Raw genomic sequence first — 24,806 nt, 5'->3', positions numbered from 1 at the left:
CGGGGTCACTCCGGGAGGGTCTTCGAGACGAGGGTCAGGACGTCGTACGTCGCAACAGGCTTGCCTTCCGCGTTGGTGACGACGGCATCCCAGCGGACCTCGCCGTAGTCGGCGCTGTTGCGGGGCGTGATCTGCTTGACCGTCAGCGTCACGTCGATCGTGTCGTCGGCCTTGACCGGGGTCAGGAAGCGCAGGTTGTCGACGCCGAAGTTGGCCAGGACCGGACCGGGGTTGGGCTCGACGAACAGGCCTGCGGCGATCGAGACGACGAGGTAGCCATGTGCGACGATTCCGCCGAACAGCGGATTGGCAGCCGCCGCCACGGGATCGGTGTGGGCGTAGAACGTGTCGCCGGTGAACTCCGCGAAGTGCGAGATGTCCGCCAGCGTCACGGTGCGTGACGCCGAGCGGATCGTGTCGCCGATCCGCAGCTCGGCCAGGCTCTTGCGGAAGGGGTGCTGGTCGTCGACACGCTGCACCGAGCCCTTGATCCACTGCCCGGTGATCGCGGTGAGCATGTCAGGTGAGGCCTGGATCGCGGTGCGCTGCATGTGGTGCAGGACCCCACGGATGCCACCGAGCTCCTCGCCACCACCGGCCCGGCCGGGCCCGCCGTGCACCAGCACCGGGAGGGGCGAGCCATGTCCGGTGGACTCCGGCGCGGCGTCGCGGTCCAGCACCAGGATGCGGCCGTGCCACGGCGCGAGCCCCACGGTGATGGCGCGGGCGACCTCCGGATCGTGCGTGACGAGCGATCCGACGAGCGATCCCTGACCGCGGGCCGCCAGCGCGACGGCCTCGTCGATGGTGTCGTACGTCAGCACGGTGCTGACCGGACCGAACGGCTCGACGTCGTGCGGTTCGGACGCGCCGGCTGCGGCGCGCAGGAGGATCGGGGACATGAAGGCGCCGGTCTCCGCGTCGGCGTCGACGACGTCGACGTGGTCGGGGTCGCCGAACACGATCTCGGCAGAACCGCGGAGGGTCTGGACGGCCTTGCGCACCTCGTCGCGCTGGCCCAGGCTCGCCAGGGCGCCGATGCGTACGCCCTCACTGGTCGGGTTGCCGACCGTGATCTGGGCCAGCCTGCCGCTGATCGCGGCGATGACCTCGTCAGCGATCGCGGCGGGCACGATCGCGCGGCGGATCGCGGTGCACTTCTGCCCGGCCTTGACCGTCATCTCGGCGACGACTCCCTTGACGAACAGGTCGAGCTCGGGATCGTCGGCCGTGACGTCGGGGCCGAGGATCGAGCAGTTGAGCGAGTCGGCCTCGACGCCGAGCTGCACGCCGCCGTGCAGCACCGCGGGGTGCTGGCGCAACATCGCGCCGGTCGCGGCCGAGCCGGTGAACGCGATGGAGTCCTGGGCGCCGAGCTGGTCGAGCAGGCCCTCGGGGCTGCCGCACAGCAGCTGCAACGAGCCCTCGGGCATCAGTCCCGAGTCGATGATGTGTCGTACCGTGAGCTCGGTCAGGTACGCGGTCTGGCTGGCCGGCTTGACGATCGTGGGGAGTCCGGCGAGGAAGGCCGGTGCCAGCTTCTCGAGCATGCCCCAGACCGGGAAGTTGAAGGCGTTGATCTGCACCGCGACACCGGGGCGTGACGTCCACACGTGCTGGCCGAGGAAGACCCCGGTCCTGCCCAGCTGCTCGGTGCCTCCGTCGAGGATCAGGGTGTCGTTGGGCAGCTCGCGGGTGCCCTTGCCGGCATAGCTGAACATCGTGCCGATGCCGCCGTCGATGTCGACCTGCGAGTCGCGCAGCGTGGCTCCCGTACGGGCCGACAGCGCGTAGAGCTCGTCCTTGTGCTCGCCGAGGTGCTTGGCGACGGCCTTGAGGATCGAGGCGCGCTGATGGAACGTCAGCGCGCGGACTGCCGGTCCGCCGACCGTGCGCGCGTGATCGACCATCGCCGCGAGATCAAGGCCGGTCGCCGAGACGCGGGCGACCTCCTCGCCCGTGGTGGCGTCGAGGAGGGGGGGGCCCTCGTCGGTGGCGCGGAACCACGATCCAGCCGCGTAGCTCTGGAGGTGTGCACTCATGGGTCGTTGCCTTTCGTTGCGCGATCGCGATGTCGCGTGCAAGACTATTACAGACCGTTCGGTCAGTAAATGGTTGCGGACGAGAAAGCTGGAGGCGACATGACCCTGGCCCCCGAGATGGACACGAGAGCGTTGCAGGCGTCCTTCGAGTCCACGATCGAGCAGCACGATCGGATCGAGCCGCGCGACTGGATGCCCGAGGCGTACCGCAAGACCGTCGTTCGCCAGGTTGCCCAGCACGCTCACTCGGAGATCATCGGGATGCAGCCCGAGGGGGGCTGGATCACCCGTGCACCGTCGCTGCGACGCAAGGCGATCCTGCTGGCCAAGGTGCAGGACGAGGCGGGTCACGGGCTCTACCTCTACTCGGCGTGCGAGACGCTCGGCGTCTCCCGCAACGAGCTGACCGAGATGCTGATCTCCGGGCGGCAGAAGTACTCCTCGATCTTCAACTATCCGGCGCTGTCGTACGCCGACGTCGGTACGATCGGCTGGCTCGTCGACGGCGCCGCGATCTGCAACCAGGTGCCGCTGTGCCGCACCTCGTACGGGCCGTACGGTCGCGCGATGATCCGGGTCTGCAAGGAGGAGTCGTTCCACCAGCGGCAGGGCTATGAGCTGCTGGCCACGATGATGCGCGGCACCGACGAGCAGCGCGCCATGGTGCAGGAGTCGGTCGACCGGTTCTGGTGGCCGGCGCTGATGATGTTCGGTCCGCCCGACGACGACTCGCCCAACACGGCCCAGTCGATGGCGTGGGGCATCAAGCGCAACACCAACGACGATCTGCGCCAGCGCATGGTCGACATGACCGTGCCGCAGGCCAAGGCGCTCGGCGTCACGCTCCCCGACCCCGATCTCCGCTGGAACGAGGAACGCCAGTCGCACGACTTCGGCCAGCCGGACTGGGACGAGTTCAAGGACGTCATCAGCGGCAACGGGCCGTGCAACGCCCAACGCATCGCCCACCGCAAGAAGGCGTGGGACGACGGCGCCTGGGTGCGTGAGGCCGCGATGGCCTTCGCGGCACGGACCGAAGGGACGCGCGCATGAGCCAGGGAGTCCAGGCCGAGTGGCCGTTGTACGAGGTGTTCGTCCGCGGCAAGCGTGGCCTCAACCACGTGCACGTCGGCTCGCTGCACGCCGCCGACGACGACATGGCGGTGCGGCACGCGCGCGATGTCTACACCCGCCGCAACGAGGGCGTCAGCATCTGGGTCGTACGTTCGGATGCCGTCACGGCGTCGAGTCCCGACGAGAAGGACCCGCTGTTCGCGCCGAGTGGCGACAAGGTCTATCGCCACCCGACGTTCTACGACATCCCCGACGACGTCCCCCACATGTGATCGGGAGCTGACCATGAATCACACACCTGATCCGAGCCACGTCTCCGACCACGACTCGGTGTACGACGGGTTGCTTGGCGGTGACGACTCGCAGTGGGCGTTCGGCACCGACTTCGAGGACCCGTTGGCCGGCGTCGACACAACCGTGCCCGATGGTGTCGACCGGCACGACCTGGCGGTCTACTGCCTGATGCTCGCCGACGACGCCCTGGTGATGTCACAGCGCCTGTCGCAGTGGTGCAGCAACGCGCCCGACCTCGAGGAGGACATCGCGCTGGCCAACATCGCGCTGGACCTGCTGGGCCAGGCCCGACTCCTGCTCGCCCGGGCCGCGGCGGCCGACCCCTCTGTCGTCCCGGTCCTGCCCGAGCGCTCACCGGTGCCGGCCGAGGACGCACTCGCCTACTTCCGGGGCGACCGCGACTTCCGCAACGTGCGAATGGTCGAGGCCGACAACGGTGACTTCGCGATGACGATGGCCCGACTGCTGCTGTTCTCGACCTGGCGGCTCGCGTTGTTCCAACGCCTTGCGGCCAGCCGGGACCACGTGCTCTCGGCCGTCGCGGTCAAGGGGGTCAAGGAGATGACCTATCACCGTGACTACGCCGCCCGCTGGTTCCTGACGCTTGCGCAGGGCACCGAGGAGTCACGTCGCCGCGTGGTCGAGGGACTCGTCGCCATCTGGCCGCTGCTGGCCGAGCTCTTCACGACCCACCCGGTCGAGCGCTCCGTCGCCGACGCGGGCGTCGGCGTCGACCCGGCGAGCGTCGCGGACGAGGTCGACGTGCTGCTCGAACAGGTCTTCTCGGCCAGCGGTGTCGACCGACCCGAGGTCGGACCCCTGGCCGGCGTGCGGGGCGAGACGGGACGCGACGGGCTCCACACCGAGGCGTTCAGCCGGCTGCTCGCCGAGCTGCAGGTCGTGGCCCGCGCGCACCCGATGGGCTCATGGTGAAGGGCATGGCCGCGGCGCGGGAAGTTGTCGCAGCGGTGACCGACCCGGAGATGCCGATGCTGACTCTCGAGGACCTCGGAGTGCTCCGAGACGTCGAGGTGGTCGACCAGCGCACGGTCGTCGTGACGATCACGCCGACCTACTCGGGCTGCCCTGCGATGGCCACGATGCGTGACGATCTCGTGCACGCGTTGCGCGACCACGGATTCGACCGGGTCGACGTACGCGTGAGCCTGAACCCGGCCTGGTCCAGCGACTGGATCACCGAGCGCGGGCGGCGGGCGCTCAGTGCCCATGGCCTGTCGGCGCCCGGCCCGGCACCACGCCACGACGGTCCGGTCGTCCTGTCGCTCCGGGCGACCCGTCGCGCACTGACCTGCCCGCGCTGTGCCTCAGCAGATGTCGAGCTGACCTCGGAGTTCGGTCCCACGGCCTGCAAGGCGCTCTACCGCTGCACGGCGTGCCTCGAGCCCTTCGAGCACGTCAAGGAGATCTGATGGTTTCGATCGGCACACCTACCGCGGGTACAAGCTCGACCGGCGTGACGCCGCGGGCGGCGTTCCACGCGCTCACGGTCACCTCGGTCGAGCGGCTCACCGATGACTCCGCGGCGGTCACCTTCGACGTCCCGAGCGACCTGCGGTCGGCCTTCGACTTCGGTGCCGGGCAGTCGCTGACCCTGCGTCGCGTGATCGAGGGCACCGAGCACCGTCGGTCGTACTCGATCTGCGCCGCCGTCGGCGCCTCCCCGCGCATCGGTGTGCGTGAGATTCCCGAGGGGCTGTTCTCGTCCTGGCTCGTGCACGACGTACGCCCCGGCGACCGGATCGAGGTGCAGACCCCGACCGGCAGCTTCCGCGCGGATCCCGATGGCGGCGAACGCCACCTGTGCATCGCCGCCGGGTCGGGCATCACGCCGATGATCTCGATCGCGTCGTCGGTGCTCACGCATCCTGATGCCCGCGTGACGATGCTGTACGGCAACCGCACCAGCGGCTCGGTGATGTTCGCCGAGGAGCTCGCTGACCTCAAGAACCGGTACGGATCACGATTCGACCTCGCGCACGTGCTGTCCCGCGAGCCGCGCGACGTCGAGCTGTTCTCTGGGCGGCTCGAGGCCGATCGGCTGCGTCGCCTGTTGACCGTCCTGGTGCCGGTGGGGGCGGTCGACCATGTGTGGCTGTGTGGGCCGTTCGGGATGATCTCCGATGCCCGTGGGGTGCTTGCCGAGCTGGGGGTCCCCCCCGAACGGGTCCACTTCGAGCTGTTCTACGTCGACGAGCCGCCCCCGGAGCTGCACCGAGCCGATCATGTGGTCTCGGGGATCACGAGCGATGTCACGATCGTGCTCGACGGGCGCACGACCACCGCGCCGATGTCACGCGACGAGAGCGTGCTCGATGGGGCCGCGGCAACCCGCCACGACCTGCCGTTCGCCTGCAAGGGCGGTGTGTGCGGCACGTGCCGGGCCCGGGTCACCTCCGGTGAGGTCGAGATGCGTCGCAACTACGCCCTGGAGGACGCCGAGGTTGAGGCTGGCTACGTCCTGACCTGCCAGAGCCATCCCGTCAGCGAGAGCGTCACGGTCGACTTCGACGCGTGATCCCATCCGAACCGAGGAGACGCAGGTGAACGCACACGAGATCGCCCAGGCCAGCACCGAGCGGATGTGGGCCGGGGACCGGGCCAGCCGACTGCTCGGCATGCAGGTCGTCAAGGTCGGTCCTGGCTCGGCCCAGGTCACGATGGTCGTGCGGGCCGACATGGTCAACGGCTGGGAGGTGTGCCACGGCGGTCTCGTTGCTTCGCTCGCCGACACGGCGTTCGCGCTGGCCTGCAACTCCCACGGGGAGGTCACGGTGGCGTCGGGGTTCGACATCACCTTCCTGGAGTCCGCCCATGCTGGTGACACCCTGCTCGCGACGGCAGCCGAGCGCGCCTCCCGCGGCCGCACCGGGATCTACGACGTGACGATCAACCGGGTCGTGGGGGACGGCTCGGCGATGATCGCGGAGTTTCGCGGCCGCAGCCGCGCACTCGGGCGCGACATCGCCGACGCCTAGGAGTCGCGCAAGCACAGCCCGTCGAATGCCAGCGTCGCGATCGACGTGGCAAGGACGTCGGGGTCGACCGGTCCACCGGGGCGGTACCACTCGACGAGCGAGTTGACCATGCCGAACAACAGGCGGCTGATCAGGTCCGGCGGTATGTCGGCTCGCAGCGCACCCTCGTCGACCGCGGCCTGCACCAGGCTCGCGAGTCGCTCGTCGATCCGGCGCCGGCGCTCGAGTGCGGCCAGCTCGACCTCGCTGTTGCCGTGCACCCGCAACAGCAGTGTCACAGCCGGCAGATGTGCGACGAGGATCTCGACTGACTCCTGGACGACGGTCCGCAGACGTTCGTACGCGCTGGTGCCCGGAGCGGCCGCCGCGGCGGTGTCGACCGCGGCCGACAAGCCGTCCAGGGCCTCGTCGAGCGCCGCCGAGAGGAGATGCTCCTTGCTCGGCACGTGGTGATAGATCGCTGACTTGGTCAGCCCCAGCTCCTTGGCCAGGTCGCCCATGCTGGTGCCGTCGTAGCCCTGCTGGTTGAACAGGTCGATCGCCCGGCGGAGCACAGTCTGCTGGTCGTAGCCGGGACGTCCGCGGCGCGGCGCTGCTGCCTGGTCCGCCGCCTCAGTCATGGCCCCAGCGTCTCACGCGGGAGCGTGGCGCTAGGCGAAGGCTGACAACCCGGTCAGCTCCCGGCCGATCGTCAGCTGGTGGATCTCGGCGGTGCCCTCGTAGGTCAGCACGGACTCCAGGTTATTGGCGTGCCGCATGACGGCGTACTCGCCGGAGATGCCGTTGGCGCCGAGGATCGTGCGGGCCTTGCGGGCGATGTCGATCGCCACCCGGGTGTTGTTGAGCTTGCCCGCGCTGACCTGTGCGGGGGTGATTGATCCGGCCTCCTTGAGCCGGCCCAGGTGGACGCTGAGCAGCAGCGCGGTGCCGTGCGCCACGCTCATGTCCGCGAGCTTGGCCTGGGTCAGCTGGAATGCGCCGATCGGCTTGTCGAACTGGATGCGTGTCTTCGCGTAGTCGATCGCGGTCTCCAGGCACGAGCGGGCGGCACCGGTCGAGCCGAAGATGATGCCGAATCGAGCCTCGTTGAGCGCGCTGAGCGGCCCGCGCAGTCCGCTCACCCCGGGCAGCACCGCGTCGCCGGGCAGGCGGACGTCCTCCAGCGTGATCTCGCTCGTGACCGAGGCGCGCATCGACATCTTGTGCTTGATCGCTCGACCCGAGAAACCGGGGGTGTCGGTCGGCACGACGAAGCCGCGGATCTTGTCGTCGGTCTGGGCCCAGACCACCACGACGTCGGCGACGCTGCCGTTCGTGATCCACATCTTCGAGCCGTTCAGCACCCAGTCGTCGCCATCGCGCCTGGCGCGGGTGCGCATGCCATTGGGGTTCGAGCCGTGGTCCGGCTCGGTCAGTCCGAAGGCGCCGATGAAGTCGCCGGCCGCCATGCCCGGCAGCCACTGCTGCTTGTGCTCCTCCGAGCCGTAGGCGTGGATCGAGTACATCGCGAGCGAGCCCTGCACCGAAAACAGTGAGCGCAGTCCGCTGTCGATCGCCTCGAGCTCGGCGCTCGCCAGGCCGTACGCCGTGGGGCCGACGCCGGCGCAACCGTAGCCCGTGAGGTGCATCCCGAGCAGACCGGTCGAGCCCATCTGCTTGGCGATGTCGCGCACGGGCAGCTCGCCGGACTCCGACCACTCCATGATGTGCGGTGCGAGCGCATCCTGGGCGAACCGGCGGGCGGTGTCGCGGATCGCACGCTCCTCGTCGGTCAGGAGGTGGTCGACGTTCAGCAGGTCGTGACGAGAGTCCATGGGTTCACCTTCTCAGAGGTTGGGGTGCGGCGTCGGGCGGCTAGAGGCGGCGGCCGGCCCACGACCAGGCGTAGACACCGTCGTCGGTCGCCGCCCCGCCCTCGCCGAGCTCGAGCGGTCGGAATGTGTCGACCATGACGGCGAGCTCGTCGAACGCCTCGACGCCGAGGCTCGCCTCGATCGCGCTGGGCTGGGGGCCGTGCGCGTACCCCCCGGGATGCAGCGAGATCGACCCGATCGCGATGCCGGAGCCCTTGCGCGCCTCGTAGTCACCGTCGACGTAGAACATGACCTCGTCGGAGTCGACGTTGGAGTGGTAGTACGGCACCGGGACCGCGAGCGGGTGGTAGTCGACCTTGCGCGGCACGAAGTTGCAGATCACAAAGTTCTGCCCCTCGAAGACCTGGTGCACCGGCGGCGGCTGGTGGATCCTCCCGGTGATGGGCTCGAAGTCGGCGACGTTGAACGTGTAGGGGTAAAGGCACCCGTCCCAGCCCACGACGTCGAACGGGTGGGTGTCGTAGGTCAGGATGCTGCCGACGATTCCGCTCGGGCCGGATCCGCGGTGCTTCACCAGCACCTCGACGTCACGCCCCTCCGCGACCAGTGGCTCGGGCGGACCGTGCAGGTCTCGCTCGCAGTACGGCGCGTGCTCGAGCAGCTGGCCGTATCGGGAGAGATAGCGCCTGGGTGGTGCGACGTGGCTGTTGGACTCGATCGCATACGCCCGGACCGTCCCGTCGGGCAGCCAGCGGTGCGTCGTGGCCCGGGGAATCACGACGTAGTCACCTGTGCGAAAGGGCAGGCTGCCGAACACCGTCTCGACTGTCCCGTGGCCAGACTCGATGAAGACGCACTCGTCGCCGATCGCGTTGCGGTACATCGGTGACGCCGCGTTCCCGACGACGTACGCGATGCGAACGTCGCCGTTGCCCAGCACGAGTCGACGACCTGTCACCAGGTCGATCGACCCGGGGTCGCTCTCGGCGAACAGTGCGGGCAGCCGCAGGTGGCGGGGTTTGAGTGGGTGGTTCGCGGCGGTCGTGTGGTCGGGGAGGTCCCAGATCTCCGAGCCGACGATCGCCGACGGGACGCCACGGTGATAGAGCAGCGAGGAGTCGCTGGAGAACCCCTCCTCGCCCATCAGCTCCTCGTGGTGCAGGGCGCCCTCGGCGGTGCGGAACTGGGTGTGACGCTTGGGCGGGATGGTGCCCGCACTGCGGTAGAAGGTCACGGGTCGCTCCTGTGTCCGGATAGCGGATGAGAGTATCCGATAAACACACATTGCGATATCGTCCGGAGGGTGTCAACCCATCGCTGCTTCGACCGTCTGATCGATGATGCCGCGGTCTTCCCGCCGGGCAATGCGTCGCTGGCCGACGCCGTCGTCGAGCACCACGAGCATCAGAGCAGCAGTCACGCGTGGCTCGTCGGTCCGCTGCTGGTGCGCGACCACGACGTCGTCGAGCTGGACGGAGTCAACGAGCAGCCACTGCGGATCGGCATCATCGGGACAGCCGGTCCGGCCGAGCTCGCGCAGGCCGTGATTCGCGCGACCGGCTCTCAGCTCCTCACAGTCGTGGGCGCCGAGATCGCGGTGGCGGCCGATGCCGACCTGTCCGCCGCTGCCGTCGACCTGCTCATGGGGCTCGCGTGGGCCAAGGACGGGCCCACGGTCTCGATCGAGCTGCCGCGGCCCGGCGTCGGGGTGTCGGCGGCGTGGATCGTCGCCCTCGAGGGGATCGGTTCGGACGGACACCAGGTCAAGCTCCGGACCGGTGGAGTCGTCGCCGAGGCGTACCCGAGCGAGGCCGAGCTCGCCGCTGTGCTCGCGGTTTTGGTGGGCGAGCGCCAGCGGTTCAAGCTGACCGCGGGCCTGCATCGTGCAGTGCGCAACACCCAGGACGGCACGGACTTCGAGCAGCACGGATTCCTCAACGTGCTCGCCGCGGTGCACGGGCTGCTGGCAGGCGCGACATCGGAGGACGCCGCGGCGACCCTCGCCGAGCGCGATGGTCGAGCCCTCGCCGCGATCGTCTCGTCATGGGACGCTGACCAGGTGGACGCCGTGCGAAGGATCTTCAGGGGGTTCGGCAGCTGCAGCATCGCCGAGCCGTACGCCGACCTCGTCGACCTCGGGCTAGCCGAATGAGCGCGGGATTCGGACTGGCGCACCTGCCGTACGCCGCAGTCACATACGCCGGCCGCGAGCTCATCGTCGTGCGTCTGGGCGACGACGTCATCGACCTGGCCGCGCTGGCCTCGGCGTCCCCGCCGCCGGGCGTCGATCCGGCGGTGCTGGCGACGCCGGACCTCGGTGCGCTGATGGCAGCCGGCCCCCGCGTGTGGGCGGCGGCGCGCACGTGGCTGCAGGACGTCCTCGCCTCCGGTACGTCGACCGCGCGCATCCCCGTGGCCGAGGTCGTGACCCGCATGCCGTTCGCGGTCGCCGACTTCGTCGACTTTTACGCCTCGCTGGAGCACGCTTCCAACCTCGGCCGGATCTTCCGTCCCGACGCAGAGCCGCTGCTGCCCAACTGGCGCCACCTCCCGGTCGGCTATCACGGGCGGGCCGGGACCGTCGTGGCGTCGGGCACGCCGGTTGTGCGTCCGAGTGGTCAGCAGCGCCCGGGCCCGGACGGCCGGCCCGGCTTCGGACCGTCGCGTGCGCTCGACATCGAGGCCGAGCTGGGGTTCGTGGTGGGCACCCCGAGCGAGCAGGGTCGGCCGGTCGGCACGGACGCCTTCGCCGATCACGTCTTCGGCGTCACGCTGCTCAACGACTGGTCGGCGCGAGACATCCAGGCGTGGGAGTACGTCCCGCTCGGGCCGTTCCTCGGCAAGTCGTTCGCGACCTCGATCTCGCCGTGGATCACCCCGCTCGCTGCCCTGGACGCAGCGCGCGTCCCGCTGCCCGGACAGGATCCTGCGCCGCTGGACTACCTCGTGGTGCAGGGCCCGGCCGGCTACGCGATCGATCTCGAGGTCGATCTCAACGGCACGGCGGTGTCGCGTCCCCCTTACGCAGCGATGTACTGGTCGCCGGCCCAGATGCTGGCCCACATGACGGTCAACGGCGCCTCGCTGCGCACAGGCGACCTCTACGGCTCCGGCACGATATCGGGCTCGGAGCCCAATCGGCGTGGATCGTTGCTCGAGCTGTCGTGGGGCGGGACCGAGCCCTTCGCCCTCGACGACGGCAGCACCCGGACCTACCTCGAGGACGGTGACACCGTCACGCTTCGAGCCACGGCGCCCGGCGCCGACGGCGAGGTGCTGACGCTCGGCGAGGTCACCGGCACGATCGTCGGCTAGGAGCCGGCGGTGAGCGCCTCGGTGACGGCTCGGGCCGCCTTGAGCACCAGGGGCTCCACAGCCGCATCGATGTGGTGCAGACTGACGATGCCGATCGACGCCTCCAGGCCTGGCACACCCAGCACGGGTGCCGCGAGCCCCTCGGCGCCCGGCTGCAGCTCGCCGGAGGTGCTGGCCATCGGGGTTGCGCCACCTGCGTGCTGCCGCCCCAGCAGGATCGCCTTGCCCGCTGCGCCGGTGTCCAGCCGGTGGCGCGCCCCGACACGGTACGCCACGTGCAGGTCGCTGCGGCCGGGCTCGACGACCAGGAGCGCCACGGCATCGTCGCCGTCGGCAATCGTCAGGTGGGCCGTGGCGCGGCTCGAGTCGGCCAGCTCGGTCAGCGCTGCGTACGCCCGGGACTTGAGCTCGGGGAGGTAGGCGTTGCGGAATGCCATCATGCCGAACCCCGCACCCAGGCGGCCCTGCTCGTCGCGCTGCAGCAGGTCGCGCTCCTCCAGGGTCACGATGAGCCGATAGGCCACGGTGCGGCTGATCCCGAGTGACTCGGCGATCTCCTTGATCGTGAAGCGGGAGTCCGAGGCCGCGACGAGCGACAGGATGCGCAGTCCGCGATCCAGGGTCTGTGCCGTCTCGACCGCCATCTGTCCTCCTTCGCCGTCAGGATCAGTCGGCGTCGAGGGTCTCGGCGGCCTCGGAGTCGAGCTTGGGGGCGAGGACCGACACCGAGTCGTCGATGTGCTCGTTGGTGTAACGGAGGATCTCGGCGATCGTGGCGACGACCGGGACGGCAAGGAAGGCGCCGGTGATGCCGAAGACGGTGCCGCCGGCGGTGACCGACATCAGCACGACGGCAGCATGCAGGTTCATGTTCTTGCCCTGCAACCACGGCGACAGGACGTTGCCCTCCAGCTGCTGCACCGCAACCACGATGATCAACGCGATCAACGCGTCCCTGGGATCGTTCGTCACGAGGGTCACGAGGACAGCCAGCCCACCGCTCACGAATGCACCGATGATCGGGATGTAGCCGCCGAAGAAGGTGATGACCGCCAGCGGAATGGCGAGGGGTGACCCGAGGATCGCCAGGCCCGTGCCGATGATGACGGCATCGATGAGGGCCACGAGGCTCTGGGTCCGGATGAATCCGCCGAGGGTGTTCCACGAGCGTCCGAGCACCTCGGCAAGGTGTGTGCCGGTGCGTGCCCCACCGAGGGTCGTGATCCACGGGAGGAACTTGTGGCCGTCCTTGACGAAGAAAAATGTCAGCATCAGGATCAGGACCAGGTTGATGATGACCGAGGTCGCGGTGCCGATAGTCGAGAACACGCCCGAGCTGATCGCGCTGGCGCTGGAGGTGACCTTGTCCTGCACGGCCTCGATCGCGCTCGTGATCTGCCCGTCTGACAGGCTGAGTGGCTCGCCCGTGACCCAGTCACGAATCTTCTGCAACCCGTCCGTGGCGCCGGCGGCGACCTCGCCGGACTTGTCGGCGACCTGCGGGGTCAGGATCGCGATGATGCCGACGACGACGCCGATGAATCCCAGCACGACGGCCGCCGCGGCCAGTCCGGACGGGACCTTGCGGGCCCGCAGCCAAGAGACCGGCGGAGCCAGGACGGTCGACAGGATCAGTGCCAGCGAGACGGGGTAGAGCACCATCCAGGTGTGGCCGATGATCCAGCCGATGATCCACGCGGCGGCGGCGATGATCACGATCCGCAGACCCCATCGCTGCATGCCCGCGAAACCCTCGTCGATCACGACGCCACGGTCACGGATCTTCCCCTGTTCGGCCACGTCGTCAGCCTAGTGGTCCAGCGACCAGTCGACCTGTTGTGCACCCTGGGTGGCGAGCAGATGGTTGGCGCGGCTGAACGGTCGAGACCCGAAGAAGCCGCGTGAGGCCGACAGCGGGCTGGGGTGCGTCGACTCGATCCGCGGCACGTCACCCAGCATCGGCGCCAGCCCCTGTGCCTGCCGACCCCAGAGAATCGCCACCAGCGGGGTGCCCCGGGAGGCGAGCGCGCGGATCGCCTGCTCGGTCACGGCCTCCCACCCCTTGCCGCGATGGCTTGCCGCCTCGCCGGGGCGAACCGTCAGCACCCGGTTGAGCAGGAGGACGCCCTGCCGGGCCCAGGGGGTCAGGTCACCGCTGGGGGAGCGGGCGACACCCAGGTCGGCCTCGAGCTCGGTGAAGATGTTGCCCAGGCTGCGTGGCACCGGCCGTACGTCAGGCGCGACGGAGAACGACAGGCCCATCGCGTGGCCCGGGGTCGGGTAGGGGTCCTGCCCGACGATCAGCACTTTGACGTTGGCCATCGGCTCGGCGAACGCCCGCAGGATGGCATCGCTCGTGGGCAGACTAGGACGTCCGGCCCCGCTCTCGTCCCGAAGGAACTGCCCCATCGCGGCGATCTGGTCGGCGAACGGCGCAAGTGCCTCGGCCCAGTCCGGTGCCATGAGCTCGCCGAGCGGGCCGTTCACGCGTCGACCTTGCGCAGTGCCGACGGTGCGAGCAGCCCAGCCATGAGGCACCCGACGATGGGGACCGTGAACGCCGTCGTGAGGGGCACCCACTGGGTCAGGACCCCGATGATTGCCGGGCCGGCCAGCAGCCCGAGGTAGCCCATCCCGGTCACCCTGGCGAGGTACGTGCCGGCAGCTGCCGGATCGATGTTGCCCGCTGCGCTGAAGAACTGCGGCACGCAGCCAGCCAAGCCGATCCCGAACACCGCCCACGCCGCGATCGCGACACCGGCACTCGGGGCGAGCGCCGCGCCGAGCAGGCCGACCGCGCCGACCAGGGCGGCACGCTGGACGTACGCTGCGGCGCCGATCCGGGCAACGACCCGGTCTGCCACCAGCCGCACCAGGGTCATGGTGATCGAGAAGGCGCCGAAGGCCCACGCTGCGAGGGTCTTGCTGGCGCCGAGCGAGTCGTGCAGGTGCACCGTGCTCCAGTCGTAGGCGACGCCCTCCGCCAGCAGGAGCATGAACGCGAGGAGCGCCAGGACCGCGAGGCGCAGGTTCCACGGCGAGCGCGCCCGCGGGGTGCCGGCGGCCCGGGTCGTCGCCGCGGTTGGAGGTAGCAGCGCCGACCGGGCGGCCAGCGTCACCACGACACCGGCTGCGCCAGCCCCGGCGAGGCTCCAGCGGACATCGGCCCCCACAGCGATCAGGCCGCCGCCGACCAGCGCCGCGAGCAGCCCGCCGAGCGAGAAGAACGCGTGGAAGGCGCTGATGATCGGTCGCCCGTACGCTCGCTCGACCTCGACCGCGTGGGCGTTCTGGGCGACGTCGATCGTGCCGTTGAAGAGGCCGAGCGTGCCGAGTGCGACCGCGAGTCCCGCGACGCTGGTCGCGAGTGCGGGGCCGATCACGCTGGCGCTCAGCCCCAGCCCGGCGACGACCGTCACGATGCTGCTGCCGAATCGGTCGATCAGCCAGCCGCCGACCGTCATGCCGAGCAGGGCGCTGCCTCCGAGCAGTAGCAGGAGGTAGCCCAGCGTGACGGTGCTGGCACCCGTGCGATCACGGATCTCGGGGATGTTGACGACCCACATCCCGAGCAGGAAACCGTTGAGCGCGAAGATCGCGAACGTCGAGCGACGGGCACGGGACAACGGCATGAAGCGACCCTATCGGCGGGCGCTAGACTGCCCGGGCTGTGTCAGCCATCGCCGCCTACCGCGCACTTCTGCGGATCGTCGGGCCCGCCTACATCTTCGTAGCCTTCCTCGGGCGAATTCCGCTTGCCATGAGCCAGCTCGGTGTCTTGGTCCTGGTGAGCGCCGAGCTCGACAGCTATGGTGCCGGCGGCGCCGCGGCCGGGGTCCTCGCGGTCGCCAACGCCGTGGGATCGCCGATCGCCGGGAGCCTCGCCGATCGGGTGGGGCAGCGACCCGTCGTCCTGGTGCAGTCGCTCGTGGGTGCGGTCGGTCTGGCGGCCATCGTCGTGGTGGCCACGCCCGATGCGTCCCGGGTGTTGATCTTCGCCGTGGCCGGCGTGACGGGGTTCGCGATGCCGCAGGTCGGCCCCCTCGCGCGGGTGCGTTGGAGGCCCATCACGCGGGATGCGGGCGACCAGCGACGACTCGTCGATGCCGCATTCTCCTACGAAGGCGCCGCCGACGAGGCGTCATTCGTCCTCGGCCCCGCCATGATCGGCCTGCTCGCGATCATCGCCGAGCCGGCCGGGGCGCTGCTGGCCGCCGCGGTGATCCTCGCGGTCTTCGGCTCGTGGTTCGCAGTTCACCCGACGTCGGCCCTGGTCGCGAAGCGCTCGACGACCGGCGGGCCAGGATCGGCCGCGCTGTGGTCGGTGGCCTTCGCGGTGCTCGTCGTGGCCCAGCTGTGCATCGGCACGATCTTCGGCAGCGTCCAGACCGGCACGGCGGTGCTGGCCCGCACGGAGGGGCATGCCGGGGTGGCCGGACTGATCCACGCCGTGCTGGGCATCGGCAGCGTCACGGCGGGGCTCGCCATCACCGCCCTGCCCGAGCGCATCTTGTACGCGACCCGCATGCTGGTCGCCGCCGTCGGTCTCCTGGTGCTCGCGCTGCCGCTGCTGCTCGTCGACTCGATCGGTGCGCTCATCGGGGTCATTGCGCTGTTGGGCTTCGCAGTCGCGCCCTACATGATCAGCAACTTCGCCCTCGCTGGGATCCTGGTCCCGGTTCACCGGGTCGGCACCGCGATGACGTTGCTCGCAGGGTCGACCGGCATCGGCTACGCCCTGGGTGCGTCGGTCGCGGGGCGGCTCGCCGACGACGGGGGCCACACCCCAGCGTTCGCCGTCACCGTGGCGGCGGCGGGTGCCGCGGTGGTGCTGGCCGCGGTCGCCAACCGGGCGCTGCGTCGCGCCCGGCCGTACACGGCCTGACTTCCGAGCTATCGCCGGCGCGTGCGCTTCCAGAGCCCGATCGCCAGAGCGAGGACCGTGCGAGCCGCAGCCAACAGAGTGCCGAGCCACAGCAAGAAGGTCAGCGACAGAGCCAGGGGTGACTGCATCGCCGAGGACAGGTCGGCGAAGAACCATCCGGTGACCGCCACGATCGCCGAACGGCCGGCGATCGCGAGCTCCGCGTCACCCGGCCGTGCGGCTGGTCCTTGGCTCATCGACACAGTCAACCGCGATCAGGCCGGATCGGCAGGCCGACTGCCAACGGTCAGAGGGCGCTGAGCGGGGTGATCTCCATCTCCAGGGCCTCGCCGACCGGGCCGTTGACGAGATGGCCGTCGTGCGTGCTGAGACCGCCAGCGAGGGCAGCGTCGTCGGTCACGGCCTGCTTCCAGCCCTTGTTGGCCAGTGCCAGCGCGTATCGCAGTGTCACGTTCGTCAGAGCATAGGTCGAGGTCCGTGGCACGGAGCCGGGCATGTTCGCGACGCAGTAGAAGATCGAGTCGTGGACCTTGAAGGTCGGGTCGTCGTGGGTCGTGGGCCGCGAGCTCTCGAAGCAGCCGCCCTGATCGATCGCGATGTCGACGAGCACCGATCCGGGTCGCATCGTGGCCACGAGATCGTCGCTGATGAGCTTGGGCGCCTTGGCGCCGGGCACCAGGACCGCGCCGATCACGAGGTCCGCCTCGCGCACGGCCTTCTCGATCGCGAACGAGTTGGAGGCGACAGTCGTGATCATCCCGGCGAACCGGGCATCGACCTGCCGCAGCTTGGCGACGTCCAGATCGAGGATCTCGACCCGAGCGCCCATGCCGCGCGCGACCTCGGCAGCGTTGACGCCCGAGACTCCGGCGCCGATCACCACGACGTCGGCGGGATACACGCCCGGCACGCCGCCGGGAAGGACCCCGCGACCACCGTTGCTCGCCATCAGGTGCTGGAAGCCGACCTGGGGTGCGAGGCGACCCGCGACCTCCGACATGGGTGCCAGCAGTGGCAGCGAGCGATCAGGCAGCTGGACCGTCTCGTAGGCGATCGACGTCGTCCCGGCAGCGAGGAGTGCGTCGGTGCACTCGCGGCTCGCGGCGAGGTGGAGGTAGGTGAACAGGACCTGTCCGCGGCGCATGCTGCCGTACTCGGCGGCGATCGGTTCCTTGACCTTGAGCACCAGGTCGGCGGACTCCCACACGGCCTCTGCGGTGTCGAGCATCCTGGCCCCAGCGGCCACGTACTCGTCGTCGCTGATCGCCGAGCCGAGACCGGCGCCGCTCTCGATGACGACATCGTGCCCGTGACGGGTCAACTCGTGCACGCCCGCGGGCGTGATGGCGACGCGGTACTCGTGGTTCTTGATCTCGCGGGGGACACCGACCAGCATGACTGCTCCTTCAGGCGGAATGTCCCCCCATCGTGAAGTAAGTGCGGAATACTCTGCAACAGCGTGAAGATGATTCTGTACGATGCCCGTTCGACGTGGAAGACGCCGAAATTCTGAGCCGTGGAGTGCGTATGCCGAATGATGTTCGCGAGTTGGACGACATCGACCAGCGGATCGTCGCGGCACTGCGCAGCCATGGCCGCATGCCGAACAATGCCTTGGCCGACCGGGTCGGTGTCGCGGCATCGACCTGCCTGACCCGTCTGCGCAGCCTGGTCGAGCGCGGTGTGATCGCGGGCTTTCATGCCGAGGTCGATCCGGCGTGGATCGGTCGCCCCATCCAGGCCATGATCGCGGTGCGCCTACGGGGCGATGCCCGTGGCTCGATCAACGAGTTCTCGGACCGACTCGCCGAGATGCCCGAAGTCCTGAACGTCTTCTTCCTCGCGGGCGCCGATGACTTCCACGTCCACGTGGCGGCCCGCGATCCTGATGACCTACGCGCGTTCGTCGTGGACAACCTGAGCTCGGCCCCCGAGGTGGCCCTGACCGAGACCAACCTGATCTTCGAGCACAAGCGCGGCCGGCTCGCCGACTGAGGTCGCTCAGCGCAGCGGGTCGAAGCTCTGCATCAAAGGGTGGCGCTCGCCGCGGGTGATCTGCTGAGCCAGCAGTCGACCGCTGAGCGGTCCGAGCACGATGCCCCACATGCCGTGGCCGCCGGACACGAAGACCCGGGGCGACCGGGTCGCGCCGATCAGCGGCAGGCCGTCGGCGGTGCAGGGGCGGGAGCCAACCCACTCGTCGGTCCTGGCATCCCAGTCGACACCTGTCAGCATCGGGCGAACCGCGTCGATGATCGCGTTGACCCGGCGTGGGTCGAGTGGATCCTCGGGGCTGCGGAACTCCATCATCCCGGCCACGCGGAAGCCATCGCCCAGTGGTGTGCAGGCCACGCGCTGGCTCGGGAAGTAGACGGGATTCTTGGGCATGTGTGTCGGCTGGACCGTGAAGCTGTAGCCGCGGCCGGCCTGCACGATCTTCTTGACGCCGTGTCGGCGACCGAGGTCGCCGAGCCACGCGCCGGTCGCGAGGACCGCGGTGTCGGCATGGACTGAGGCGCCATCGGTCAGGACCTCGACGCCGGCGCTGCCCAGGTCCTTGACGTCGCGCACGCGCACCCCGCCGATGATCTCGCCGCCGCGGGCCCGCACGGACTCCGCGAGCGAGTGGACGTAGCGGCCGGGGTTGATGAAGCGCTGGCCGTGCAGGGCGAGACCCGATGTGACGCCGTCACCGAGGCTCGGCTCGAGCTGCTTGATCTCGTGCCCGGTCAGCAGGTCGTAGTCGGTCGCGCCGCCGGCCTCGACGACGTGGCGGAACTCGGCCACCAAGGTCTCGCGATCGGCCTCGGTGGCGAATCCGGCCAGGAACGGCTGCGCCTCGTGGGTCGGCTCGGCGACGCCCCCGTCGGCCAGTTCGTCGAAGGCTGCGAGCCCGAGTCGGTTGATCTGGCTGTAGACCGACATCGCGCTGTGCCATTTGGTCGGGGTGCAGTGCCGGGCGAATCCGGCCAGGAATCGGAGCAGGCGCGGATTGGCCGAGAAGGGGACGTAGACAGGAGACGACGACTTGAGCGTGTCCCGCACCCCGGAGGCCAGGATCGCGGGGTCCGGGAGCGGCAGAGTCAGCGCCGGGGCGAGCCAGCCGGCGTTGCCCCACGACGATCCGGCCGCGACACCCGAACGATCGAGCACGGTCACGCGCACGCCGTCGGACTGCAGGTGCCACGCGGTGGAGAGGCCGACCATGCCGGCACCGATCACGACGACGTGGCGGGGAGATGAAGTCATACGCCATGGTGAAGTATCTGCGGTCAGGGATGCAACTGTCCGAATGATCTACGTACCGGGGCGGCATGGTCGCTCAAAACGTTGAACTGCCCCCGATATCCCGGGCTGATTCGAAGGAAGTTCGATGACGCCCGGCCAGCGCGAGCAGCGTGGGCTGACCAACGTGCCCGGTGGGGTCGCGAGCGTCAGTCCGTGAGCTGGATGTCCTTGAACCACGAGTCGGTCGCGTAGTCCGTCGTCCACCCGAGCGCGAGGTAGAGCTGGTCGGCCTTGGTGGGGGAGTCGTCGTCGACCTCGAGACCGACACGGTCCCGGCCGCGGCTCGCCGCATCGGCGAACACTGTCCAGAGCAATGCCTTGGCGACGCCACGGCCTCGCGCCTCGCGGTTGACCCCGATGTATTCCACGTAGGAGCCCTCGACGCCGCCTTCGGGAGCGGACAGGACTGAGCAGACGACCGTTCCGGCAGCAACGGGCTCACCGCCGTCCTCGGGATCGACGTAGGCGAGCCACCAGTGGTCCCAGCGGTGTCCGGGCTCTTCCCGCTGTCGCTGGAGGAACTCCGAGAAGCTCTCGCGGTAGGAGTTGAAGTGGTCCTCGAAGGACGCCTCCAGCATCTGGTGGACGATCTGCAGGTCGGCCGCGACGGGGAAGCCGTTCTCGTGGCGCTCGACGGGGCGTACCGTGACACCCGCGCGTGGCTCGAGGGTCGCGTCCTCGGCGGTGACTGGCCGGTTCATGTGCAGCCAGGTGCGGCGCTTGGTGTAGCCCGCGGCTGCGAGCCAGCCCGCCTGGCGGGTGTCTTCGGCGAACGGGCTCTCGTCGAGGCGCGTCTCGGTGACCCCTCGCATCCTAGCCATCGCGATGGCGGTCTCCTCGGCCCAGGCGTAGAACGCCCCGGCGATCGTGTCGATCTCGACGACGTCACGATCGAAGTAGCCCCAGATCAGGGCGCGGCCCGCTGCCCGGTCGTGCACCGTGATCCATGCGCGGGGGACATCGTCGGCACCGACCGCGACGATCTGGCGACGTGTCCACGAGGCCTGGCCTGCGACCTCGGACTCGATGCCGGCGGGGTCGATGTGCGCCTCGCCGGTCCCCTGGAGCTCGTCGAGGTGCCGCAGCTGGACCAGCGCGGCGATGTCGTCGTACGCCGGGACGCGGGCGCGCCAAGGTCCGGGCAGCTCGGGCATTTCGGGGGTCAGGTCAACGCTCGTGGTGTCAGTCATTGCCCTCATTGTCTCGCAGCGTGAAGTTGGAGCAGGTCAGTGGTCCAGTCGGGCGTGTAGCGAGTCGCGGGCTGCGGGCCACTCGTCGTCGGTCATGGAGAACACGATGGTGTCGCGCCAGGACCCGTCGCGACGGATGCGGTGCTTGCGCAGCACGCCCTCGCGTACGCCGCCGATCCGGGTGACCGCAACCTGCGAACGCTCGTTGAGACTGTCGACGTGCCACACGACGCGCGCGCAGTCCAGATCATCGAAGGCGCGGCGTAGGAGCAGGAGCTTCGCCTCGGTGTTGACCCCTGTGCGCCAGTATCGGCGGCCAAGCCAGGTCGAGCCGATCGCCACGGTGCGCAAGGCCGGGTCGATGTCGTAGTACGTCGTGAGCCCGGCGACGACACCTGTTGCCACATCGACCTGGGCCCAGGCGATCGTGCCGGGCCTGGCCAGGTAGAGCCCGACCAGGGCCTCGGCCTGCTCGATCGTGTCGGGACGGGAGAAGGCCTGCCAACGGAAGACCTCGTCGTCGTCCGATGCGCGGAGGACTCCGGCGGCATGGCTTGGCTCCAGTGGCTCGAGCCGGACGTGCCGCCCGGTCAGGGTCGGTGCTGCCCAGAAGTCCGGCGCCGCCTTGGTCATCGCGGGTAGAGCACCCGGAATCGTTCGAGCACGACCGGCATGGTGGGCGAGAACCCGCGGGTGTGGGAGGCGTGGGTCCTGAAGAACTGCTCGTGGCACTCGCGCCAGTAGTCCAGGGTGCGGTCGCCCTCGCCCTCGAGGTCGGCGTGCTCGGCGTCGACCTGGTCGAATGGCACGACGTCGACGTGGGTCGTCTCGAGCAGCCCGCGTGGATGGTCGGCGCCGTCGAGCACGATGCTGAGGTCGCCGACCCGGGGGATCGGCTCGTCATCGTGCTCGTAGTCCCACAGGGCGCTGGCCGTGGCGGTCTTGGTGCCGTCGAGCACGAGCCCGAGCAGCTCGTCGGCCTGCTCGGGGCTTCCTCCGAACGACCAGGCCGGTGGTGCGACCGCATCGCCGGCATAGCTGCCGAGGTAGCCCGGAACCGGGTTGGTGCGCGTCTGGTGCCGGGCTGCTGCCCAGAACAGGTCGATGTCCTCGGCGTCGGTCATCAGCGGGAGAGCCTGTCCAAGAAGGCGATCAGAAGGGCTTCCCGCAGGGCGGGGGGAGCCACGTCGAGCAGTGCGTTGACGGGCGCCATCTGCTCCGGTGCGGTCACTGCTCCGGTCTCCGAGCCGAGACCGGCCAGCGCCAGCAGCCCGTCGAACGCGGCATCGTCGAGGGTCTCGGGGTCGAGCGACTCGGCCGCGGCGCGCAGCTCGGCATCGATCACGATCGGTCCGGCGGCGACGGCTGCCTCGACAGACTCGGCCAGGGCAGTCAGGAACTCCGGCACTGCCGGGGCCGTCGCGGCGCACACCGTCAGGTGAAGGGACGCGCGCATGTCGCGATATGACATCTGCGGCTGCACGAACCACCCGCGGGCGAGCATCTGGTCGCTGATCGTGAAGACGTCGCAGGTCTCGTCGGTGTCCAGGGTGACGAGGGAGGAGTCGGGACGGGTGACCAGGCGTACGTGCTCCTGCGCCTCGATCCCGGTGACGAGCGCGGTCGTGCCGTCGAGCGTCGTGCGGACCAGGTCGAGGTAGCCGTCGTCGCCGATCAGGTTGACCACGGCCCACGCCGCGGCGAGCGGTCCGCCAGACTTGGTGGACTGCGTCGTCGCGTTGAGCATCGTGTAGCCGGGCCAGTCGGCGCTGGCGAAGAACTGGGGCCGGCGCAGGTCGGGTGTGGCGTGCAGCAGCAGCGAGACGCCCTTGGGCGTGTAGGCGTACTTGTGCAGGTCGGCCGAGATGCTCGTGACGCCGGGCACCCGGAAGTCCCACGGCATCACGGCGTGCCCCAGCCGCTCGGCCCACGGCAGCACCCAGCCGCCGATGCAGGCGTCGACGTGCAGGCGGAGGCCACGCGCAATGGTCTCGGCCGCGATCTCCTCGATCGGGTCGACGACGCCGTGCGCGTACGAGGGGGCCGAGGCGGCGACGAGCACGACCCGGTCGCCGTAGGCGTCCATCGCGGCGGCCATGGCGGCCGGATCGGCGCGCTTGGTGATCGGGTCGACGTCGACCGCGACCCGCTCGACCCCGAAGTAGTGCGCCGCCTTGTTGAACGCGGCATGGATCGTGGTCGGGAGGATCATGACCGGAGCGGTCGTGCCGGGCAGCGCGTCACGGGCGCCCTGCACCGCCAGCAGGATTGACTCCGTGCCACCCGAGGTCACGGTGCCCACGACGTCCTCGCCGCCGTGGAACATGGGCCGGGCAAACGCCACGAGCTCGCGTTCCATCGCGAGCAGGCTCGGGAAGGCCGTCGGGTCGAGTCCGTTCGTCGAGGCGTACATCGCGAGAGCCTGCTTGCCGATCCGGTCGGCCTCGGCCAGGCCCGAGTCGTAGACGTACGCGAGGGTGCGTCCCCCGTGGGTCGGTAGGTCGTCGGCGCGCAGCTCTTCGAGCCGGCGCAGGATGTCGTCAGAGTTCATGAGTCACCTTCAGGTCGTCGTCGAGGGCATAGCGCCGCAGGAACAGCATGCTGGCCGCGATCAGCGCTGCGGGCACGAGCGAGAAGCCGATCGCGATCGCAGTGCGTGCGCTCTCGGGCTGGACCGCGGTGTGGTCGGTTGAGGAGACGTAGCCGCCGATCGCCAGGATCACGGCGAACAGGCCGGGCCCGATCGCGAGTCCGAGGGTCTCGCCAGCGGTCCATACGCCGGTGAAGACGCCGATCCGGTTCTCGCCGGACACCGCGGCGTCGCGGGCGGCGACATCGGGCAGCATCGCCATCGGGAAAACCTGCGCGCCCGCGTAGCCGATGCCGACGACCGCGGCGGCAAGGTAGACGGCGACGGTCTGCTCGGCCCGGGCCTGGAACAGAGCCGCGGCGCCGAGCACCAGGAATCCCGAAGCGATGAGGTAGCCGGACTTCTTGCCGCGCTGCTCGGCATATCGCTCCCACAGCGGCGTCACGAGCAGGGCGGGGCCGACAAAGGCCGCGAACAGGATCGTCGCGGCGGCCGCGCTGTCCAGCAGGTCGTCCGCGACGTACGCGACGCCGGCCAGCATCGCCCCGACTCCGACCGCCTGCAGGACGAACGTCAACAGCAGGATCCGGAAGTCACGGACCGCCGACACCAGGCGGAGCTGGTCGCGCAGCGAGCCGGCGGCAGTCTCGACGCGGTGCTCGGGCGCGTTGCGGGTGCCGCGCCACGCGCCATAGACCCCCAGCGCGAGGATCGCCGCAATGTAGACACCCATGAAGCGGTAGCCCTTGGCGGTCCCCTCGTCGCCGAAGGCGTTGACCACCATCGGGGCGGTCGCGCCGGACAGCAGGATCGCCAGCGCCAGCACGACGACCCGCCAGGTCATGAGCTTGGTGCGTTCGCGGTAGTCGAGGGTCATCTCGGCCGGCATCGCGACGTAGGGCACCTGGAAGAAGGCGTAGGCCGTGGCGCACGCCAGGAACCAGACGACGACCCACGTGCCCGCGACGACCGGCGGCCCGACCGGTCCGGCGAAGAGCAGCGCGAAGCAGGCAGCGAGCGCCAGGCCGCCCCTCAGGAGGAACGGCCTCCGCCGGCCGGCGGGCGACGTCGAGCGGTCGCTGATCCGGCCGGCGATCGGGTTGAGCACGCCGTCCCACGCCTTGGGAACGAACACGATGAAACCCGCGACGATCGCGGTGATGCCGAGCGAGTCGGTCAGGTAGGGCAGCAGCAGCAGGCCCGGGACAGTGCCGAAGGTCCCGGTCGCGACGCTACCGAGTGCATACCCGCGGCGTACCGACGGATCGAGCGCGCTCATCGAGCGGTCATGCTGTGCCCGGGCGGCCGAGCGCGGCCG

General features: G+C 69.6%; 26 protein-coding genes. 10 read left to right on the top strand and 16 right to left on the bottom strand.

Annotation, left to right across the window (positions count from 1 at the left end; translation table 11 throughout):
* Positions 1-5: 5 nt before the first annotated feature.
* Complete coding sequence (paaZ, locus tag C6I20_RS12965; protein ID WP_118396494.1) at positions 6-2,042, bottom strand: phenylacetic acid degradation bifunctional protein PaaZ; 2,037 nt, start codon at positions 2,040-2,042, stop codon at positions 6-8.
* 99 nt (positions 2,043-2,141) lie between these two features.
* Between paaZ and paaA the strand changes: the two genes are divergently transcribed.
* The 6 genes from paaA to paaI are packed head-to-tail and all read left to right on the top strand — an operon-like array spanning position 2,142 to position 6,406.
* Positions 2,142-3,095: a 1,2-phenylacetyl-CoA epoxidase subunit PaaA gene (gene paaA / locus C6I20_RS12960; protein ID WP_254052139.1), complete on the top strand. Its 954-nt coding sequence runs from the start codon at positions 2,142-2,144 to the stop codon at positions 3,093-3,095.
* A complete protein-coding gene (gene paaB / locus C6I20_RS12955) occupies positions 3,092-3,388 on the top strand; it encodes a 1,2-phenylacetyl-CoA epoxidase subunit PaaB (protein WP_118396492.1) in 297 nt (98 codons plus the stop codon). The genes paaA and paaB overlap by 4 nt, the downstream gene beginning before the upstream one ends.
* A 13-nt stretch (positions 3,389-3,401) precedes the next feature.
* Positions 3,402-4,343 (top strand): 1,2-phenylacetyl-CoA epoxidase subunit PaaC, encoded by a 942-nt coding sequence (gene paaC, locus C6I20_RS12950; RefSeq protein ID WP_118396490.1) that lies wholly within the window; start codon positions 3,402-3,404, stop codon positions 4,341-4,343.
* Positions 4,337-4,840 (top strand): 1,2-phenylacetyl-CoA epoxidase subunit PaaD, encoded by a 504-nt coding sequence (gene paaD, locus C6I20_RS12945; protein WP_118396488.1) that lies wholly within the window; start codon positions 4,337-4,339, stop codon positions 4,838-4,840. The genes paaC and paaD overlap by 7 nt, the downstream gene beginning before the upstream one ends.
* Positions 4,841-4,884: 44 nt before the next feature.
* Complete coding sequence (paaE, locus tag C6I20_RS12940) at positions 4,885-5,946, top strand: 1,2-phenylacetyl-CoA epoxidase subunit PaaE (protein WP_254052138.1); 1,062 nt, start codon at positions 4,885-4,887, stop codon at positions 5,944-5,946.
* 25 nt (positions 5,947-5,971) lie between these two features.
* Positions 5,972-6,406 (top strand): hydroxyphenylacetyl-CoA thioesterase PaaI, encoded by a 435-nt coding sequence (gene paaI, locus C6I20_RS12935; protein ID WP_254052137.1) that lies wholly within the window; start codon positions 5,972-5,974, stop codon positions 6,404-6,406.
* On the opposite strand, the gene C6I20_RS12930 is transcribed toward paaI, so the two are convergent.
* Genes C6I20_RS12930 through C6I20_RS12920 form a run of 3 tightly spaced genes read right to left on the bottom strand, consistent with a single transcriptional unit; the run spans position 6,403 to position 9,454 of the window.
* The gene (locus C6I20_RS12930; RefSeq protein WP_118396483.1) at positions 6,403-7,026 is read right to left on the bottom strand and encodes a TetR/AcrR family transcriptional regulator; all 624 of its coding nucleotides are present in this window, start codon (positions 7,024-7,026) and stop codon (positions 6,403-6,405) included. The genes paaI and C6I20_RS12930 overlap by 4 nt on opposite strands.
* A gap of 30 nt (positions 7,027-7,056) precedes the next feature.
* Positions 7,057-8,220: an acyl-CoA dehydrogenase family protein gene (locus C6I20_RS12925; protein ID WP_118396481.1), complete on the bottom strand. Its 1,164-nt coding sequence runs from the start codon at positions 8,218-8,220 to the stop codon at positions 7,057-7,059.
* A 40-nt stretch (positions 8,221-8,260) separates the two neighbouring features.
* Complete coding sequence (locus tag C6I20_RS12920) at positions 8,261-9,454, bottom strand: homogentisate 1,2-dioxygenase (RefSeq protein WP_118396479.1); 1,194 nt, start codon at positions 9,452-9,454, stop codon at positions 8,261-8,263.
* A gap of 69 nt (positions 9,455-9,523) precedes the next feature.
* On the opposite strand from C6I20_RS12920, the gene C6I20_RS12915 reads away from it, so the two are divergent.
* A complete protein-coding gene (locus C6I20_RS12915; RefSeq protein WP_118396477.1) occupies positions 9,524-10,372 on the top strand; it encodes a hypothetical protein in 849 nt (282 codons plus the stop codon).
* The gene (fahA, locus tag C6I20_RS12910; protein ID WP_118396475.1) at positions 10,369-11,535 is read left to right on the top strand and encodes a fumarylacetoacetase; all 1,167 of its coding nucleotides are present in this window, start codon (positions 10,369-10,371) and stop codon (positions 11,533-11,535) included. The genes C6I20_RS12915 and fahA overlap by 4 nt, the downstream gene beginning before the upstream one ends.
* Here fahA and C6I20_RS12905 read toward each other — a convergent pair.
* The 4 genes from C6I20_RS12905 to C6I20_RS12890 are packed head-to-tail and all read right to left on the bottom strand — an operon-like array spanning position 11,532 to position 15,167.
* Positions 11,532-12,179 carry an IclR family transcriptional regulator gene (locus tag C6I20_RS12905; protein WP_118396473.1) on the bottom strand — a complete coding sequence of 216 codons (648 nt, stop codon included), beginning with the start codon at positions 12,177-12,179 and terminating at the stop codon, positions 11,532-11,534. The two genes, fahA and C6I20_RS12905, sit on opposite strands and share 4 nt — an antisense overlap.
* Before the next feature lie 22 nt (positions 12,180-12,201).
* Complete coding sequence (locus C6I20_RS12900; protein ID WP_254052136.1) at positions 12,202-13,335, bottom strand: AI-2E family transporter; 1,134 nt, start codon at positions 13,333-13,335, stop codon at positions 12,202-12,204.
* Positions 13,336-13,344: 9 nt separating this feature from the next.
* Entirely contained in the window at positions 13,345-14,022 is a 678-nt protein-coding gene (locus tag C6I20_RS12895) for a uracil-DNA glycosylase (RefSeq protein WP_118396471.1), read from the bottom strand.
* On the bottom strand, positions 14,019-15,167 hold the full coding sequence (locus tag C6I20_RS12890) for an MFS transporter (protein WP_118396469.1): 1,149 nt from the start codon (positions 15,165-15,167) through the stop codon (positions 14,019-14,021). Before C6I20_RS12890 ends, C6I20_RS12895 begins: the two co-directional genes overlap by 4 nt.
* Positions 15,168-15,205: 38 nt before the next feature.
* On the opposite strand from C6I20_RS12890, the gene C6I20_RS12885 reads away from it, so the two are divergent.
* The gene (locus C6I20_RS12885) at positions 15,206-16,420 is read left to right on the top strand and encodes an MFS transporter (protein ID WP_118396467.1); all 1,215 of its coding nucleotides are present in this window, start codon (positions 15,206-15,208) and stop codon (positions 16,418-16,420) included.
* Positions 16,421-16,428: 8 nt separating this feature from the next.
* Here C6I20_RS12885 and C6I20_RS12880 read toward each other — a convergent pair whose 3' ends face one another.
* Positions 16,429-16,656, bottom strand: coding sequence for a hypothetical protein (locus C6I20_RS12880; RefSeq protein ID WP_118396465.1), 228 nt, complete (start codon positions 16,654-16,656; stop codon positions 16,429-16,431).
* Between the two features lie 50 nt (positions 16,657-16,706).
* Positions 16,707-17,816, bottom strand: a complete 1,110-nt coding sequence (gene ald, locus C6I20_RS12875; RefSeq protein ID WP_118396463.1) for an alanine dehydrogenase — start codon at positions 17,814-17,816, stop codon at positions 16,707-16,709.
* 131 nt (positions 17,817-17,947) lie between these two features.
* On the opposite strand from ald, the gene C6I20_RS12870 reads away from it, so the two are divergent.
* The gene (locus tag C6I20_RS12870) at positions 17,948-18,415 is read left to right on the top strand and encodes an Lrp/AsnC family transcriptional regulator (RefSeq protein ID WP_118396461.1); all 468 of its coding nucleotides are present in this window, start codon (positions 17,948-17,950) and stop codon (positions 18,413-18,415) included.
* A gap of 6 nt (positions 18,416-18,421) precedes the next feature.
* Here the strand turns inward: C6I20_RS12870 and C6I20_RS12865 are convergent, their stop codons facing one another.
* From C6I20_RS12865 to C6I20_RS12840, 6 genes are all read right to left on the bottom strand, one after another.
* A complete protein-coding gene (locus tag C6I20_RS12865) occupies positions 18,422-19,669 on the bottom strand; it encodes an FAD-binding oxidoreductase (RefSeq protein WP_118396458.1) in 1,248 nt (415 codons plus the stop codon).
* Positions 19,670-19,854: 185 nt separating this feature from the next.
* Entirely contained in the window at positions 19,855-20,898 is a 1,044-nt protein-coding gene (locus C6I20_RS12860) for a GNAT family N-acetyltransferase (protein WP_118396456.1), read from the bottom strand.
* A 36-nt stretch (positions 20,899-20,934) separates the two neighbouring features.
* Positions 20,935-21,531, bottom strand: a complete 597-nt coding sequence (locus tag C6I20_RS12855) for a GNAT family N-acetyltransferase (RefSeq protein ID WP_118396454.1) — start codon at positions 21,529-21,531, stop codon at positions 20,935-20,937.
* Positions 21,528-22,022 carry an ASCH domain-containing protein gene (locus C6I20_RS12850; protein ID WP_118396452.1) on the bottom strand — a complete coding sequence of 165 codons (495 nt, stop codon included), beginning with the start codon at positions 22,020-22,022 and terminating at the stop codon, positions 21,528-21,530. Before C6I20_RS12850 ends, C6I20_RS12855 begins: the two co-directional genes overlap by 4 nt.
* The gene (locus C6I20_RS12845; protein WP_118396450.1) at positions 22,022-23,449 is read right to left on the bottom strand and encodes an aminotransferase class V-fold PLP-dependent enzyme; all 1,428 of its coding nucleotides are present in this window, start codon (positions 23,447-23,449) and stop codon (positions 22,022-22,024) included. The genes C6I20_RS12850 and C6I20_RS12845 overlap by 1 nt, the downstream gene beginning before the upstream one ends.
* Positions 23,439-24,767: an MFS transporter gene (locus C6I20_RS12840; RefSeq protein ID WP_118396448.1), complete on the bottom strand. Its 1,329-nt coding sequence runs from the start codon at positions 24,765-24,767 to the stop codon at positions 23,439-23,441. Before C6I20_RS12840 ends, C6I20_RS12845 begins: the two co-directional genes overlap by 11 nt.
* Between the last annotated feature and the right edge of the window lie 39 nt (positions 24,768-24,806).

This window comes from Aeromicrobium sp. A1-2 (assembly GCF_003443875.1).
Classification (GTDB): Bacteria; Actinomycetota; Actinomycetes; order Propionibacteriales; family Nocardioidaceae; genus Aeromicrobium.
Note: the sequence above shows the minus strand (reverse complement) of the source record. Positions and strands in the feature narration are given on the sequence as shown.

Coding starts and splice junctions, on each gene's coding strand:
- paaZ (WP_118396494.1), bottom strand. CDS start 2,042: ATGAGTGCACACCTCCAGAGCTACGCGGCTGGATCGTGGTTCCGCGCC.
- paaA (WP_254052139.1), top strand. CDS start 2,142: ATGACCCTGGCCCCCGAGATGGACACGAGAGCGTTGCAGGCGTCCTTC.
- paaB (WP_118396492.1), top strand. CDS start 3,092: ATGAGCCAGGGAGTCCAGGCCGAGTGGCCGTTGTACGAGGTGTTCGTC.
- paaC (WP_118396490.1), top strand. CDS start 3,402: ATGAATCACACACCTGATCCGAGCCACGTCTCCGACCACGACTCGGTG.
- paaD (WP_118396488.1), top strand. CDS start 4,337: ATGGTGAAGGGCATGGCCGCGGCGCGGGAAGTTGTCGCAGCGGTGACC.
- C6I20_RS12930 (WP_118396483.1), bottom strand. CDS start 7,026: ATGACTGAGGCGGCGGACCAGGCAGCAGCGCCGCGCCGCGGACGTCCC.
- C6I20_RS12925 (WP_118396481.1), bottom strand. CDS start 8,220: ATGGACTCTCGTCACGACCTGCTGAACGTCGACCACCTCCTGACCGAC.
- fahA (WP_118396475.1), top strand. CDS start 10,369: ATGAGCGCGGGATTCGGACTGGCGCACCTGCCGTACGCCGCAGTCACA.
- C6I20_RS12905 (WP_118396473.1), bottom strand. CDS start 12,179: ATGGCGGTCGAGACGGCACAGACCCTGGATCGCGGACTGCGCATCCTG.
- C6I20_RS12890 (WP_118396469.1), bottom strand. CDS start 15,167: ATGCCGTTGTCCCGTGCCCGTCGCTCGACGTTCGCGATCTTCGCGCTC.
- C6I20_RS12880 (WP_118396465.1), bottom strand. CDS start 16,656: ATGAGCCAAGGACCAGCCGCACGGCCGGGTGACGCGGAGCTCGCGATC.
- ald (WP_118396463.1), bottom strand. CDS start 17,816: ATGCTGGTCGGTGTCCCCCGCGAGATCAAGAACCACGAGTACCGCGTC.
- C6I20_RS12870 (WP_118396461.1), top strand. CDS start 17,948: ATGCCGAATGATGTTCGCGAGTTGGACGACATCGACCAGCGGATCGTC.
- C6I20_RS12865 (WP_118396458.1), bottom strand. CDS start 19,669: ATGACTTCATCTCCCCGCCACGTCGTCGTGATCGGTGCCGGCATGGTC.
- C6I20_RS12860 (WP_118396456.1), bottom strand. CDS start 20,898: ATGACTGACACCACGAGCGTTGACCTGACCCCCGAAATGCCCGAGCTG.
- C6I20_RS12855 (WP_118396454.1), bottom strand. CDS start 21,531: ATGACCAAGGCGGCGCCGGACTTCTGGGCAGCACCGACCCTGACCGGG.
- C6I20_RS12850 (WP_118396452.1), bottom strand. CDS start 22,022: ATGACCGACGCCGAGGACATCGACCTGTTCTGGGCAGCAGCCCGGCAC.
- C6I20_RS12845 (WP_118396450.1), bottom strand. CDS start 23,449: ATGAACTCTGACGACATCCTGCGCCGGCTCGAAGAGCTGCGCGCCGAC.
- C6I20_RS12840 (WP_118396448.1), bottom strand. CDS start 24,767: ATGAGCGCGCTCGATCCGTCGGTACGCCGCGGGTATGCACTCGGTAGC.